Annotated in this window: 14 protein-coding genes and 1 tRNA gene; 6 read left to right on the plus strand and 9 right to left on the minus strand. The window is 38.1% G+C overall.

Annotation, left to right across the window (positions count from 1 at the left end):
- Window positions 1-23 precede the first annotated feature (23 nt).
- The 5 genes from GJ691_RS08060 to GJ691_RS08080 all read right to left on the minus strand — a co-directional run bounded on the left by GJ691_RS08060 (window position 24) and on the right by GJ691_RS08080 (window position 4767).
- On the minus strand, window positions 24-1556 hold the full coding sequence (locus GJ691_RS08060; RefSeq protein WP_154365654.1) for a hybrid sensor histidine kinase/response regulator: 1533 nt from the start codon (window positions 1554-1556) through the stop codon (window positions 24-26).
- Window positions 1543-2040, minus strand: coding sequence for a Rab family GTPase (locus GJ691_RS08065; RefSeq protein ID WP_154365656.1), 498 nt, complete (start codon window positions 2038-2040; stop codon window positions 1543-1545). The genes GJ691_RS08060 and GJ691_RS08065 overlap by 14 nt, the downstream gene beginning before the upstream one ends.
- Window positions 2027-2878 (minus strand): cell envelope biogenesis protein OmpA, encoded by an 852-nt coding sequence (locus tag GJ691_RS08070; protein WP_154365659.1) that lies wholly within the window; start codon window positions 2876-2878, stop codon window positions 2027-2029. Before GJ691_RS08070 ends, GJ691_RS08065 begins: the two co-directional genes overlap by 14 nt.
- 21 nt (window positions 2879-2899) lie before the next feature.
- Complete coding sequence (locus tag GJ691_RS08075) at window positions 2900-3256, minus strand: fructose 1,6-bisphosphatase (RefSeq protein ID WP_154365661.1); 357 nt, start codon at window positions 3254-3256, stop codon at window positions 2900-2902.
- 356 nt (window positions 3257-3612) lie between these two features.
- Window positions 3613-4767 carry a TIGR03364 family FAD-dependent oxidoreductase gene (locus tag GJ691_RS08080; protein WP_179955076.1) on the minus strand — a complete coding sequence of 385 codons (1155 nt, stop codon included), beginning with the start codon at window positions 4765-4767 and terminating at the stop codon, window positions 3613-3615.
- Window positions 4768-5119: 352 nt separating this feature from the next.
- On the opposite strand from GJ691_RS08080, the gene GJ691_RS08085 reads away from it, so the two are divergent.
- The 6 genes from GJ691_RS08085 to GJ691_RS19485 all read left to right on the plus strand — a co-directional run bounded on the left by GJ691_RS08085 (window position 5120) and on the right by GJ691_RS19485 (window position 9495).
- On the plus strand, window positions 5120-5995 hold the full coding sequence (locus GJ691_RS08085) for a UDP-2,3-diacylglucosamine diphosphatase (protein ID WP_154365665.1): 876 nt from the start codon (window positions 5120-5122) through the stop codon (window positions 5993-5995).
- 7 nt (window positions 5996-6002) lie between these two features.
- Window positions 6003-7010 (plus strand): glycosyltransferase family protein, encoded by a 1008-nt coding sequence (locus GJ691_RS08090; RefSeq protein WP_154365667.1) that lies wholly within the window; start codon window positions 6003-6005, stop codon window positions 7008-7010.
- A gap of 2 nt (window positions 7011-7012) precedes the next feature.
- Entirely contained in the window at window positions 7013-8383 is a 1371-nt protein-coding gene (locus GJ691_RS08095) for a GH1 family beta-glucosidase (RefSeq protein WP_154365669.1), read from the plus strand.
- A 456-nt stretch (window positions 8384-8839) separates the two neighbouring features.
- Entirely contained in the window at window positions 8840-9001 is a 162-nt protein-coding gene (locus GJ691_RS08100) for a DUF1328 family protein (protein WP_154365671.1), read from the plus strand.
- Between the two features lie 76 nt (window positions 9002-9077).
- Window positions 9078-9269, plus strand: a complete 192-nt coding sequence (locus GJ691_RS08105; protein WP_154365673.1) for a hypothetical protein — start codon at window positions 9078-9080, stop codon at window positions 9267-9269.
- An 82-nt stretch (window positions 9270-9351) separates the two neighbouring features.
- Window positions 9352-9495, plus strand: a complete 144-nt coding sequence (locus GJ691_RS19485; RefSeq protein ID WP_179955065.1) for a hypothetical protein — start codon at window positions 9352-9354, stop codon at window positions 9493-9495.
- Between the two features lie 159 nt (window positions 9496-9654).
- Here the strand turns inward: GJ691_RS19485 and xylE are convergent, their stop codons facing one another.
- From xylE to GJ691_RS08125, 4 genes are all read right to left on the minus strand, one after another.
- A complete protein-coding gene (gene xylE / locus GJ691_RS08110) occupies window positions 9655-11070 on the minus strand; it encodes a D-xylose transporter XylE (RefSeq protein WP_154365675.1) in 1416 nt (471 codons plus the stop codon).
- A 337-nt stretch (window positions 11071-11407) separates the two neighbouring features.
- Window positions 11408-14044, minus strand: a complete 2637-nt coding sequence (locus tag GJ691_RS08115) for an MGH1-like glycoside hydrolase domain-containing protein (RefSeq protein ID WP_154365677.1) — start codon at window positions 14042-14044, stop codon at window positions 11408-11410.
- A 349-nt stretch (window positions 14045-14393) separates the two neighbouring features.
- Window positions 14394-14467, minus strand: a tRNA-Asn gene (locus tag GJ691_RS08120).
- Between the two features lie 147 nt (window positions 14468-14614).
- Window positions 14615-16099, minus strand: a complete 1485-nt coding sequence (locus tag GJ691_RS08125) for a SusD/RagB family nutrient-binding outer membrane lipoprotein (RefSeq protein ID WP_154365679.1) — start codon at window positions 16097-16099, stop codon at window positions 14615-14617.
- Window positions 16100-16103: the final 4 nt, after the last annotated feature.

Genomic DNA, 16103 nt, shown 5'->3' on the forward strand with positions numbered 1-16103 from the left:
TGATTGATCTAGTATCGTGCTTCTTACTTAAGAAACTTGACCATGGTGTTAAGGAGTTCATCAAAATCGAATGGTTTTGTTACAACGGCATTCATTCCCAATGATAAATAATCCTCAATGCTTTCCTCGAAAACATTGGCTGTAACCCCGATAATCGGGATTTTTTTAATGTTCTTAAAAGGGAATTCACGTATTAATTTGGTTATTTGATCCCCAGAAACATTGGGAAGGTCAACATCCATAAGAATGATGTCATAGGAATTGTTGATCACGGTCTCGAAAACCAGCGCCCCGTCATTGACCAAATCAATATAAAAGAAATTGGTGTCCATAAGTGTTTTGAACAATACCATTTGTGTTCGTTCATCATCCTCAACCAGTAAAACCTTATATTTTTTATCTGCCTTCAACTTACTTATATCAGGATTCTTCTTTTTGGCCCTATCTATCGGTTTTGATGCAAGATCTAAAGCATATGTAAGTGTAATATCAAAATAAAAAGTGGTGCCTTTGCCCAGTTCGGATTTTACATGGACCTCACTTCCCATTAAACCGACCAACCCCTTTACGATTGAAAGTCCCAAACCTGCCCCTTCCTTTTTACCCTCGGATTCTAATTGGATAAAGCTTTCAAATATGGCATTTGTCTTTTCCGAAGGTATCCCCACACCGGTATCGGAAACTTCGAATCGCAAACTAACCTTATTCGCCCTTTTTTGGTTAAGCGATACATTCAGGGTTATCGTACCTTCTTCGGTAAATTTCAAGGCATTGTCAAGTAAATTCGTAAGAACCTGGAATACCCTTAAACGATCACCTTCTATAAATTCAGGGATTTTCTTATCATAATCCATTTTAAAACGAATGGCACCCCCATTGGTTTTTGACCGGTAGGTAAAATCGATTAGCTCTAGCAAACTAATAAGACTGAATATCTTGTTCCTTAACTGTAATTTACCGGAAGCGATCATGCTTATACTCATGATGTCATCGAGCAATAATTTTAGATTGGTATTCGATTCTTTCAGAAAATCGACCATTTGGCTTTGCTCGTTATTCAATTTACTACCTTCAAGTAGTTTGGTAATTGAAATTATACTCGTTAACGGATTTCTTAATTCGTGACTGAAATTACGGATAAAAGCATTTTTAAACCGTTCCCTTTCTTCCAGTTCCAAATTCTTTAGAACAACCAATTCCGAATTGATTATAGATTCGTTCCTTGCCTGTGCAATCTGTTGGTACGAGTTATAATGCCCGGTAAGGTTATAAATAACGAGAAGGACCAGCTTCCCCTTCTTCATCATTTTTACATCGGTAATGAACTCTTTTTCATTAAACTCCAGATGAACGCAATTATAGGTCATCGTTTCGTCAGAAATATCTAAAAAAGCCGAATATGTAGCGAAAAAAGGGTGTAATTCATAGATATAATCCCCTAAGTTCAGTTCTATGAATGTCTGATCACTTTCAAGGATCGTCCCTTCTTGATCGATAAGGACAAATTGTATGTTCTGATTAATGTATTGTTCTTTGTACTGCTTAAGAGAGGTCATTCAATAACGTTGCTAAATGGGTGAACATTTCATTTACACTGTCCCCTGTTTTTGCACTGGTGAGATAATCCGCTTTTATACCATTGTCCTTAAGGAGAATTTGCAGTTCATCATTGATTACCAGATCTTTTTTGTTGCCTACGACGATCAATGGTGTGTCGGGGGTTTTCTGGGCAACAATTTCTAAATCCCTATTTAAATTTTGGAAGGTAGATGGTCTACTAACATCAAAAACGAAGACTACCCCGTGGGTGCCCAATAAATAGGCCTGCCTGATCATCTGTACCTCATCTGTCCCTTCAAGGTCCCAAATTATCAATGAAACCGATTCATCAGCATTTACCTCAACAACTTTTTTAGTGATATGAACACCTATTGTTACCTTGTATTTATCTGAAAAACTATCTTCTACAAATCTGCGGATCAATGATGTTTTACCAACACCGAAATGACCCAGTATTACTATTTTCTTAGATTTTTGCATTGCCAAAATATTCTGCGAGCTTTTTTTCTATGAGTTTTGTACTTATTGTATCTGCAGGATGTTCAAGATGACGACTCGTATAAATCAAATCGAGGTTCATTTCCATGAAATTATGGTAAAAATCAAAAATGATATCCTGCACTTTGTCTTTTGTCTTTAAACTATAAGAGCCAGAAATTACTACGGCAACGTAATAGTTCACGAAACTTTGTATGTGAATATTATATAACTCGTATTCGATAAGTTCCAGTTCCTGGTTTTTCTGGTTAAAAGCATCCTCAACAAAAGATTTAATCGCAGTCAGCATTCCGGAGATCATCTCTTCGTCAATAGTTTCGGTCTTGGAGTAACCTGCTTTTAACAGTCCCGAATCCCTTTCTATCAACAAAACCTGTTCTACCTTTTCTGAAGATAAGTCATTTAATAGTAATTCTTTCTCTTTACTTCCTCCGAAAAATGATCGTAACCTTCTTTTCCATGCGGATATAAAGCTCAACTGGTTATCTATCTTTTCCGATAGCACCTTTATTTCTTGAGCAACATATTTTTTGACCATTTTACCTAAAATAGGGTACAACGCATCGACAACCTCATCTTTATGGTTGTGGATTTCCCTCTTTAAGGTTTCGGTAATTACAGGGCCAAGGGTGTTGGGTATGTTCTTTGCGAAATCATCTATTTGCCTTTCCACAATGGGATTGACCCTAGACGCGAATTTTTCCCTGTTGTTATAGGTTTGCTCCAACAATTCGATACGGTCGGCGATTTTATCAATATCTTCCCGATCCTCGGTGAATAAAATATCCTTAAGAATTTCCAGCCTATCTTTTTCGCTCATTCGAATTGCCGTTGGGGCGTATTATTTACTACTGACTTTTTCACCCAATTCTATGAGCAATTTACCAAGTGTGTCCTTGGCTATACTTTTTTCCTCCAAATCTTCCATCTTGGTTTCCAAACTTTTCTCCAAGTCGGTAATCCTGATATTAACATCTGTCGAAACATCGTCGATTGATTTTCTCAAATCGGACCCAACTTCCTCGATTAAATCCTCTAACACCTTTTTCTTATTGAGAATATCTTCTTTTAAAGCTTCGAATTCAGCATCATAAGCTTCAATACTCTCACCGAATATAAGATTTTTGATTGCCTCGATCTTTGAGTCTGGGTCTTGGTTTCCGTGTAATTTAATTACAGCCTTTTGGTTCTTTGACATTTAGGTTTTATTTAGAAGGTTTTGATGTTTTTATTGGCAATTGAATTTACTTTCTACCCGAGTTCATTCAACTTCACTCCAAAGTGGGGTAATTAATCCCAAGTCAATGAAATATAGTGATTTCGAGCAAGTTTTCAAAGATATAATATTTTAGGTTTCTAATTCACATATATCAAAAGCAAACCATTAATGGCCGTAAAGTACCGCTACTATTAAGAAAATAGCCGTTTTTTGGGACATTTTCAGGTTGTTTCCTTTGGGAAATTGTATACAACATGCATGCCAAGAAGTCGGCACTTTTGGAAACAAAGCCATATTTAATCGAAAAAACCTTGTTTTTGCGGCCTTGAATGCAGCTAAAGATTGAATATTTGGTGAATATTCACCTTTGCAAAACCCGGACTACCGGTTAAGCCATTTTTCCCGATCCCAGTAACAATGTGTATGTTTTCGCCTATCGTTTCCCGGTAAACATCAGCCGTTTTACAATGGGAATAAAGTCCGTACCACCGTCGCTGTATTTCATAGGTTGGAAGGTCAAGTATTTTTTTAGCTTCCTCAATAATAAAATTATCAATATCCACATTCAAATCCATTCCCAATCTATTGACCTTGGATATATCTGCGGATTCGTGAGAATTACCAAGGATAACAGAACCGTCCAAACCTTGTTTAAAACTGATTTGTACCCCCCATTTGTCCTTAATGGAATTTTCCTTCTCTTTGGCTTTTATAGCAGCATACGAAGGACATTCATGAAATGCTGCATATGTACGTATCGATTGACCGGTAAGAACTGAACCCGGTAATTTATAGTTTGGTTGTGGTTTGGTCTGCATCATCTGTAGCTTTGAAACCACAAGATCACTTTCATTGAACAAAGTCGGGTATAAGGTCTTAAAATCCGTGCCATTACAAATGACAACTTTGGCCGCTGAAAGGGATTTATTGTTTGAACATTGTATTTCAATTCCGTTAGACAAGATATCGCAGTCTATCACATTGCAATTGGCAAAAATGACTAATCCGGCGGCCTTGAGATAATCATGTAACCTATTTACCATTAATCGGGGCTCAACCATTATCTCCTCAGGGAAAAAAAGTCCGGATGCAACATAATCCTTGCACAATCCAGGATAATTATCCAGACATTCCGATTTAGTCAACAAAACAGAAGGGTAATCGTTATTCCTATTTATCCTGTTCAGCTCTACAAGTAGTTGTTCCTCTTCAGGGGTAGATGCAAAATACACGCTTCCTTCTTTCCGTACTGTAATATTGAACTGTTGTTGTATCTCTTTGTATATCCTTAAACTCTCCCTTCCAAAAAGTTGCCACTTGCTGTTCATTCCCGAAGGTAACACTTGGCCATAATTACATACCGTTGCCCCTTGCGGAGTATCATCTTTTTCAACCAAGGCCACTTTCAAACCTCTTTCGAGCGCATGATAAGCATGAAATGTCCCCAGAATCCCACCTCCTACTACAATAAGATCATACTGTGGTCGTATCCTCATATATTTATAAATTGTATATCAATTTCATCTGGTATAACCCCAAAATATTTTCTTTTATAATATTCATGAATATTACATTGAAAACGAATTTTTTCAGGTTAAGGGAAGGTTATAAAAAAAGACATAAAAAATATATTGTTAAACTTTGCTTAACCTAACTTTAAAAAGGGCTTTACAGAAGTATCGAAAATTATTCGAAACCTTTGGTACAGCTGAAGCCCTGTTATGAAAATTATTTCAGTTTCACTTACATCTTTACTAATCGATGTTCTTCTTGATCGTTTAGTCACATATGGTTCACCCCTAAAGGTGAAAAATACCTACAAACCAATCAGACCCTATAAGCATGAAAAAAAGACCTGTTGATATTGTGGTCATTTCCGATGTTCATCTTGGCACCTATGGCTGCCATGCCAAAGAACTCCTGAAATATTTAAAGTCGATCAAACCCAAACGAGTCATATTAAATGGGGATATTGTTGACATTTGGCAGTTTAGCAAGAGGTACTGGCCCAAGTCGCATATGAAAATCATCAAATTGCTTTTAGAATGGGTTGCCAAGGGAATAAAAGTACAATACATTACCGGAAACCATGATGAAATGCTTCGGAAATTCGCAGGTTTTAAAATGGGATCTTTCAGCATTTCAAATAAGGAATTGCTCAACGTTGATGGCAAAAAAGCTTGGGTATTCCATGGTGATGTGTTCGATGTTACCATGCAACATTCCAAATGGATAGCCAAATTGGGGGCCATGGGTTATGACTTTTTGATCCTTCTGAACAGTGCGTTTAATTTCATCTCCAAAAAATTGGGCAAAGGTCCTGTTTCCATGTCCAAAAAAATAAAAAACGGGGTAAAATCGGCCATCAAGTTCATCAGTGACTTTGAGCAGACCGCGGCCGATATTGCGATAGAGAAAGAATTCGATTACGTCATATGCGGCCATATACACCAACCGGTAATCCGAAAGGTCACATCTACCAAAGGTTCTGTGATGTACTTAAATTCAGGGGACTGGATAGAAAACCTAACAGCACTTGAATTCACTAACGGCAGTTGGAATTTATACAAATACGATGATGATATTGCCATACATTCCCGGGATATGGAGGTTTTTGATCCTACCGAATTATTGGAGAAAAACGAACTTTTCGAACGTTTGATGCAAGAGTTCCAAACCATTACAGTGTCTAGTAGCAACCTAAAATCAAAGAAGTAAGACCTTAATGAAGATATTATACGCCATACAAGGCACCGGTAATGGACATTTAAGCCGGGCCAGGGACATTATACCCCTACTGCATAAAAAAACCCGTGACCTGGATATTTTGGTCAGTGGTACCCAAGCTGATGTTCAAATACCTTACCCTATAAAATATCGACTAAAGGGTTTAAGTTTCATATTTGGCAAAAAGGGGGGTGTTGATATGTGGCGAACCTATCTCAAAACAAACTCTTCCAACCTTCAAAAAGAAATCAAGAGTATTCCGGTTTCCGATTACGATTTGATCATTAATGATTTTGAACCCATATCGGCATGGGCCTGTAAATTAAAAAATAAAAAGTGTGTAGGCTTTAGCCATCAAGCAGGTGTTATTTCGCCAAATGCACCGAAACCCGAAAAAAACGACCTTTTAGGCAAGATGATATTGAAAAAATATGCTCCTACGACCCAATCTTACGGTCTACATTTTAAGTCCTATGCGGATAATATCTTCACCCCGATCGTTAGGCAGGAGGTTAGGAATTCAACAAGATCTGTTGGTGACCATTACACGGTATACCTCCCCTCTTATAGCGATGATAAAATATTAAAGGTACTTTCTAAATTGAAAAGGGTTAAATGGGAGGTTTTTTCCAAACATACCGATATCGACTTCTTTTACAAGAACATATCGGTACGTAAAATAAAAAACGAAGCATTCATAAACAGTATGGCCAATTGCAAGGGGGTTTTATGCGGTGCCGGATTTGAAACTCCAGCCGAGGCCTTACACTTGGAAAAGAAATTGATGGTAATTCCGATGAAAGGACAATATGAACAGCAATGCAACGCATCGGCACTTAAAGAAATGCAGGTCCCGGTTTTGAAATCCTTAAAAACGAAACATCTGGAAACGTTGGCCAATTGGATAGAAACAGACCATAGAACCCACATATACTATCCAGATATGACATCGGATATTGTTGACCAGATCCTTCAAGAAGCTTCTGTAGGCCAAATGAATTATTAGATTTGGGACCATCTTTTTCATCTGAGTCGGGTTTTGGGTTAAAATCGTCCGATTTCGGTCCCGATTTTATTTGGGGGGTATCTACAGCTGCCTATCAAATTGAAGGTGCGTACAATAGTGACGATAAGGGTGAGTCTATCTGGGATCGCTTCACTATGGACTATAAAAATATTCATGAAGGCCAAAACGGCCAAATCGCTTGCGACTTCTACAATAGATATAAAACGGACATTCTTTTGATGAAGTCCATGAACATTCCCCATTTTAGATTTTCGCTGGCATGGTCAAGATTGATACCGAAAGGTCAAGGCAATTTAAATACCGCTGGAATCGATTTTTACAACCGTGTCATAGATCTTTGTCTAGAATGTGGCATTACACCATGGGTAACCCTTTATCATTGGGATCTTCCCCAAGCCTTGGAAGAAAAAGGCGGATGGACCAACAGGGAAATCCTAAATTGGTTCGAAACCTATGTAAGGCATTGCGGCCGGTTATTCGGGGATCGGGTAAAAAACTGGATCGTATTGAACGAACCCATGGTATTCACGGGAGCCGGATATTTTCTTGGTGCCCATGCGCCAGGGAAAAAGGGCTTAAAGAATTTCTTGCCTGCCGTTCACCATGCGGCTTTATGCCAAGCCCTGGGAGGCAAGATTCTACGTGAAACCGTAGAAAATGCAATTATAGGCACTACCTTCTCATGCTCCCAAATTACTCCTTATTCCACAAAAAGAAGAGACATAAAAGCGGCTAAGAAAGCAGATGCTCTATTGAATCGTTTGTTCATAGAACCTAGTTTGGGAATGGGTTATCCTGTCAAAGATCTGAAAATACTACGTCGTTTGGAAAAGTACCATAAACCAGAGGATTGCAAAAACCTAATATTCGATTATGACTTTATCGGTATTCAAAACTATACCCGTGAAGTCGTAAAACACAGTTTTACCGTGCCCTATATTAGGTCAAAACTTGTAAGTGCCACCAAACGGAATGTCCACACCACCCTAATGGATTGGGAGGTGTACCCCAAAAGCATACACGCTATGATAGCACAATTCAATGCGTACAAAGGCATAAAAAAATTGATCGTCACAGAAAATGGTGCGGCATTTGAAGATACCCTTATAAATAATACCGTAGATGATAAGCGTAGACAATCTTACCTTAAAGAATACCTTAAAGAAGTATATAGGGCCAAGAAAGAAGGATTGGCCATTGATGGATACTTCGTATGGACCTTTACCGATAATTTCGAGTGGGCAGAAGGGTATTATCCCCGATTTGGACTTGTCCATATCGATTTTGAAACCCAAAAAAGGACCATTAAGAACTCCGGCATATGGTATTCCGGTTTTTTGGCAAATCAATGAGACTAAATAAATGAAAAATATGAATATAAAAAAAGCCAATGTTGCCACCAGCTTTAAACTAAACTAACTCATACAAAGAACGTCTCCTCCGAAAAGAGGCCAAACAAAAATACCGAATAACAGCCATGACAGGGTTAGCTTACGTTAAACCTTAGGTTAAGTTTATGTTGCATTGTATGAACGCATTAACATAACTTTAAATGAGGCCTAGAGCAATACCGGGAAACAAGTATGGCCCTAAATGTTTTTCATAAGTAGAACATTATATAATGCTACGTATTAAATAGATACGGCCATCTACATACTTAGAAAAGCAAGCTGACCAAATTTTTAACCTAAAACGTAATGCGTTAAAAATCAAATGGATTACATCAAAAGAAACCAACGTATTTAAAGACCTTTACATTATTAAGTTGATAAAGCATCAACATAACAACAACCCTTAAAACAAACTCTATGTTACGTTGGACAGTTACTTTTATAATTTTGGCGATTATCGCCGCAATATTCGGATTTGGTGGAATAGCAGCCGGTGCTGCAGGAATAGCAAAGGTGCTTTTCTTTATTTTTCTAGTACTTCTAGTAATCTCATTACTGACCGGAAGAAAAAAGGTGTAGTCATAGTTAATTGGCCTATTTGACCTTTTCATAAACAATCAAAACATTCAGATTAACATTAAAAACCCAAAAAAACATGAGAAAATCATTAGTTTATTTTATAGTAGCCTCTTTTTTTACACTATCGTTATCAACTTTTGTTGGTTGTAGGGAAGATAAATCAGCAAAGGAAAAAGTTGAAGAAGGTATTGAAGAAGTGGGAGACGGAATTGAAGAGGGTGCGGAGGAAATCGGAGATGAAATCGATGATGCAACCGACGACAATTAAAATTTTAAAGTCGAAACCAAGAATCAATCATTTTTGCATCAAGAATTCTTATCCGATTTTGCAGTAATTCAAAAAATAATATATGGGAGTATTTAAAGATAAAAGAAAATTTAAACGCAAAGTAGAACAAAGTAATCCTACCAACCCTACTGGGAACATCAATATCGAAACCAATACATTCGATATAGAAAAGGATTCGATCAGAGAGCAACAGAATAAAAAATAGTTGTTGCTTATGAATTGAAAGAATAAATGGCACAGTGGATTTACACTGTGCCATTTAATATTGTGTCTTTAGAAAATGACTTCCTGAACAAATGCGAATACGCTTGACAGAAAATCATTCCTGATTTATTCGATAGTCAAGAAAGAACATTCTCGTTTATTATTTTTTCCATACCCCTTCCATTTCCTCAAGGGTTTTTCCTTTGGTTTCGGGAACGAACTTCCAAACTAAAATCATCGCAAGGATTCCCATGACACCGTAAATCCAATATGCAAAGCCATGATTGAATTTTTCTAAAAGAAAACTGTTTTTGTCCATCATAGGGAATGTCCATGATACCAAGTAGTTGGATATCCATTGTGCAGCTACGGCAACGGCCAATGCCCTACCCCTAATTTTATTTGGAAAAATCTCTGATAGTAACACCCAAGTAACAGGACCCCAGCTCATCGCAAAACTTGCCACATAGACCAACATACAGATCAATGCAATTATTCCAACGGTTTCCGAAAAGAATACGGTGCCAAGACCGAACATGGATAATGCCATACCCAATGCCCCGATGATCATCAAAGGTTTTCTACCATATTTATCTACAGTCATAATGGCCAAGACGGTAAACAATAAATTGACCGCCCCTACAATAATGGTCTGTAACAAAGCCGTATCTGTACCGGAACCCATATTCTTGAATATTTCGGGCGCATAATACAATACGACATTAATACCGACGAATTGTTGAAATACCGAAAGTAGCACCCCGATAACGATGACCGTTATCCCGAACGAAAACAATTTTCCAGAACGGTGTTCTACCGTACCCTGAATTTCTTTAAGAATTTTTTGCGCGGTTTCTGCTCCGTTCACTTTAGTTAAAACAGATAATGCTTTTTCTGGTTTCGATTTTAGCACCAATGACCTTGGCGTATCAGGAACAAAAAACAACAATACAAGGAAGAGTGTAGCAGGAATGGTCTCTGAAGCGAACATCCAACGCCACCCTATAGTATTCAACCAAGAATCATCACCTTGGCTAGCTATATAGTAATTCACAAAATATACCACCAACATACCGAAAATAATGGCGAATTGGTTCAAGGATACCAGTTTACCCCTAATATTCGCGGGGGCTATTTCAGCTATATACAGTGGAGAAAGCATCGATGCCAAGCCCACGCCAATACCGCCTATAATACGATATACCACGAAAATATAAATAAAGGTATGATCCCCTTCGCCAATAGGTTTTAAGAACATTTCCGGCATTGCAGAACCCAAAGCTGAAAAAAGAAAAAGAATGGCTGCCAGGATCAAACCTTTTTTACGCCCTAAGGTTTTACTGATGACCCCCCCTGAAATACCTCCTATTACGCAACCGATCAGGGCACTTGATACTACCATTCCCAATCGGGAATTGGCAGAAATTTCATCCAAGCCGAACGGCATTACGAAAAAATGGTCTAATGAGCTTACGGTTCCTGAGATTACGGCTGTATCATAACCAAAAAGTAGCCCTCCTAAAGTGGCTACCATGGTTATGGCAAATAGATAGGTTGAATTGGTTGATTTGTTCATTGTGCAATCGATTAAATTGGTTTTAATTACTGTGCAAGATAACCCTAATTTTTAAGTTAAGAATCACTTAAGTAATGAAGATTTTAAACATTGAGGACAGAAATGATTTTCAGGATAAATTAATTTTAAGTAATACAATAACATAGGAAATTTCGACCTTTTTAGAACCGATTTAATGTGTTGTATTCTTTTTCCCTTTCCGATTGAATAATCCTAAAAATAAAGCTAAAAGCATTTTAAAAGAGAAACGATTACCTAGAAACCATGAATTAATACATTGTTCCACATAAACCTTTAAAATTCCTTATCTGTCATGAAAAACAAAATAGCGATGAAATCACTTTTTTGAACGATTTATCTCTTCGATAAGATTAGCTACCAATGCGGTCCAACCTGTTTGATGGGAAGCACCGACACCACGGCCATTGTTACCATCAAAATATTCGTAAAAAAGAATAAGGTCCTTAAAATGTTCGTCTTTGTATTTTTCTTTATCCAACGCATGAATAGGTCGATTACCTTCTTTATCCTTTTCAAACATCCCAATTAACCTTTTGCTAATTTCAAAACCAATTTCCTTTAAATTCAAATAATTACCACTTCCTGATGGAAATTGAAACTTAAGATCATCTTCAAAGTAATTATGATATTCCTTTAAAGTACCGATGAACAAATAGTTCATTGGCATCCAAATAGGCCCTCTCCAGTTAGAGTTGCCCCCGAAAAGATTCGTTTGGGATTCGGCCGGTTCATAGCTAATGCCGTAATTGGTCCCATTAATTTCAATATTATAAGGTTTCTCGTGCCCTTTGGATAAAGAACGTATACCATGGCTTCCCAAAAATTCTGATTCGTTCAGCATACTTCTAATCAAAATATCCATACGCTTTTTGGGTACCAAGGAAAGTAAAACATCTTTATCGTTGGCATAATCCTCGATAACCTGATATTTGGCGTTTTCCTTACGGTATTTACGAAACCACTCCATACTTGCACGAAAACGGGGTAATTTATCCAAGGTTTCTTTTCGAATATTAAGTACTGCCGCTAGGGATAACAAGCCCGAAATGGAACGAACCTTAATGGGTACCGATCGCCCATCGGGCAAAATCAACGTATCATAGAAAAATCCTTCATTCTCATCCCATGAGCCTGAGGAACCTTCCCGCAACTTGTTCAAAGCCTCTGCGATAAACACAAAGTGACCAAAGTATTTAATGGCCATATCCTCGAAAGTATCATCTTCAATGGCAATTTCCAGGGCAATTTCCAACATATTAAGACAATAAAGGGCCATCCACGAAGTGCCATCTACCTGTTCTAAAATACCGCCTCCCGGGATTCCACCACTTCGATCAAAAACCCCAATATTATCCAAGCCTAAAAACCCTCCTTCAAAAATATTCTTATCGAACCTGTCCACACGGTTTATCCACCAAGTAAAATTAAGGGCCAGCTTATTGAACATTCGCTTTAAGAATTTCAGATCCCCTTTACCGGTGTCCCGTTCCTCGATTTGGTAAATATGAATGGCCGCCCATGCCTGTACCGGCGGATTCACATCACTGAAATTCCATTCATAGGCTGGTATCTGACCATTAGGCGCCATAAACCATTCTTTGGTAAACAGTAGCAACTGTTTCTTTGCGAATTCAGGATCTATCATGGCGAAAGAGACACAATGAAAGGCCGAATCCCAAGCTGCGAACCAAGGATATTCCCAAGCGTCTGGCATGGAAAGGATATCATGGGTTCTTAAAGTTTTCCAATTACTGTTGCGCCCATTGGTTCGTTCAGGTACGGGATTATCTTCCGAATCGGTATTTAACCATTTCTCTACTTCGTAATTATAGTACTGCTTGGACCAAAGAAGTCCGGCAAAGGCCTGTTTTTGAATTTCCCGCTGTTCTTTGGATGATTTTCGGGTCACCTCATTCAAAAACTCTTGGGATTCTTCTTTCCTTTTCGAGAAAACAGCTTCAAAACCTTTGTCAAAAGGTGCAGATTCGGGCTCCTTTGTTAATCTTAGTTTTATGACCCGGGTTTCTCCCGCTTTCAGGCTTAGTTCATAGAGTGGTGAAAATTTTGTTCCTTCACGCCGCTTCTCCGCCAGCGAATAATCATTTTTGATTACCGCATCATGAAAAAGGTCTTTTTTAAAAGGATGGTCATTTTCCTCACCAAAAATCCTTTTACGATTCGTTTCATTTTCAGTGAACAAAAGTTTTGAAGGTTCTTCAAAATATAATCTATAATCCCCTACATAGGGATGCCTTATGGAAACGGAAGATGACCCCTTAACCTTTTTGATTATCGGTTTTTCCTCCATATCAATAAAGCTCCAAAAATTGCGTATCCACAAAGTAGGAAGCAGATACACCGGTGCTTCTTTAGGTCCTCTATTGCTAATCGATATTTTAATAAGTAAATCTTCCGCATCGTCCTTTGCATATTCGGTAACGACATCAAAATATTCATTGTTATCGAAAATACCTGTATCAAGAAGTTCATATTCATGCTCTGCCTTACCCCGTATTCTATTTTCCTCAACTAGTTTTGAATAAGGAAACCGGTTCTGAGGATATTTGTACAGATGTTTCATGTACGAATGTGAAGGCGTGTTCTCTAAATAGTAATAAAGCTCCTTAACGTCCTCTCCATGGTTGCCCCGAGGTCCCGAAAGACCGAACATACGTTCTTTTAGTATAGGATCTTTCCCGTTCCAAAGGGTTACCCCAAAACAGATGTTACAATAACGATCGGAGATTCCCGCAATGCCATCTTCACCCCAACGATACGTTCTGCTTCTGGCATGATCGTGTGGCAGATAATTCCATGCATCACCGTGTGAACTATAATCTTCCCGCACAGTTCCCCATTGGCGTTCACTTAGATAAGGACCCCACTTAAGCCAATCTTTGTCTTTTGAATAGTGTTCTTTTAGTCGTTTTTGCTCTTCGGATAGATTTTGCATATTGTTAATGAATAGGAATGGTTAGTGTAACAAAGTTAAACCATTGGAAGGGTTTTTATAGACTTTTAAACACATCTTGTTTTCTTCAATTAGCAACTTATCCTATTCAAAATACTCCGGTGATTATCATCTAAAAGCCATGAATACTTCATACCTCGCAAACTCTTGATGAGTAGGTTCTGCGAACGGAAATGAACACACACAACATTCAAATGCCTATAAATCAATAAATAAGAAAAATTAATTGTTTTTGTCAATGGTTCTCACCAAAACCGAAGAAAATTCATTTGTTGTATCTATACAAAACAAAAAAGCCTTTCGATTTCTCGAAAGACTTTCTATTTTTATGCTCCTCCTCTTGGGCTCGAACCAAGGACCCTCTGATTAACAGTCAGATGCTCTAACCAACTGAGCTAAGGAGGAATTTACATTGCTTTATTACCTAAAGCGGGTGCAAATATAAATGCTTTTTTCAAATACGCCAAACAAAAACTGTTTTGCGATTAAAAAAAATAGAATTAAAAAATCGGGGAAATAAATCCCCCGATTTAAATACACATATTTTACCAATTATTCGGCCCACCAAACATCTACCGTAGGTTCTTGCCAATTAGCGTTAACAACATCTTCATTGGAGTTCTGTTCAGAATCCGGATAAACGGCCCTTCTATACCATAGACCTGTATATTCGGAATCATCACCCTCTCCTTCTAAACGTAATGCTAAATCTTTAAAAACATCACTAGAAAAATCATATCGTCTAAAATCATTATACGTTTCAACATTTAAATAATTGGCAATATACTTTTCTTTCATAATATGGTTCAGCATTAAGTTATTGACTCCAACATCCACTGCGCTATCCGCCATATAATCTGATCCGTCCGCGCTCAATTTCTCCATACTTGCCGTTATTCCCTCCATATATGCCTCATAAGCCGTGATATTGGCCCCAACACTGGTTTCATTACCCCCATTGGCTAAGAAAGCAGCCTCGGCCTTAATGAACATGGCCTCTGCATAAGTTATAAGTGCCAAAGGAGATGTAGCATTAGTGTAATACCCACCATCTTTAAAAAACGTATTGGCATCTTCCCCATCAGAGGATTCTCCTTCTCCACCATTAACAAAACCCCTCCAGGGATCACCTTCAGAACCATCATTTTGAAACATAATGGGCAAACGCGGGTCAATATCTACCAAACCACTCTCAAAAGGGTAGCTAGTACCATTCATCATACTTACAATTTGATCATTGGGAGCCCTATAATAGTTACCCGTGTTCCTAGTGAGAACGTTATTGGAATACCATGGGTTCAACTCTTCACTTGGAAAGTCCATCTGAAAATCATCATCTACGGAAGTAAAACCATTTTCAATAGTACCCAACACGTCTGTTGCTGAATAAATTCCCTTTGCTATCAAATGTAATTGTAACCTCGCCTTAATGGTAAATGCAGCTTTCAACCATTGGTCAATATCCCCTCCATAAATCAAATCCTCATTACCGACAGAGATATTTGAGTTATCTTCAGACTGAAGTGAAGAGATGGCGCTATCCAACAAAGTTATAGCAGATGCATATACTTGTTCCTGGGTATCAAAATCGGGATATGGATTCTCGGTTCCGTCAGTTGCTTCGGTATAAGGTATGTTGTCCCACATATCGGCAGCCAAACTGATATTGATAGCTTCAAGGATCTCTGCAATGGCCCCATAATGTATGGCCCCACTATCTTCTGCCTTCTCCTTAATTGCCTCTGTGTTGGGCAAAATATAAAGATAAATCTCACTCCATGCAGAGGACATTTCAGAGAATCCCGCCGCGGCATAACCATACCCTCCAAAATACTGTGTATAATTTCCTGCCACGGTTTCGGCGTAGTATTGCGTATAAAGGGTACTATGTATAACAGGACCTAAAAGATCGCTCATACCCAAATCATCAACGTTAACCGATGCCGAAGGTGTGTTCACATCAAAATAATCGTCGCTACAGGCTATAAAACCAAAAAGCAAGGTTCCAATAAATATATTTTTAATTACATTTCTCATTACT

The organism is Maribacter luteus, from assembly GCF_009674825.1.
GTDB classification, from domain to species: Bacteria; Bacteroidota; Bacteroidia; order Flavobacteriales; family Flavobacteriaceae; genus Maribacter_A; species Maribacter_A luteus.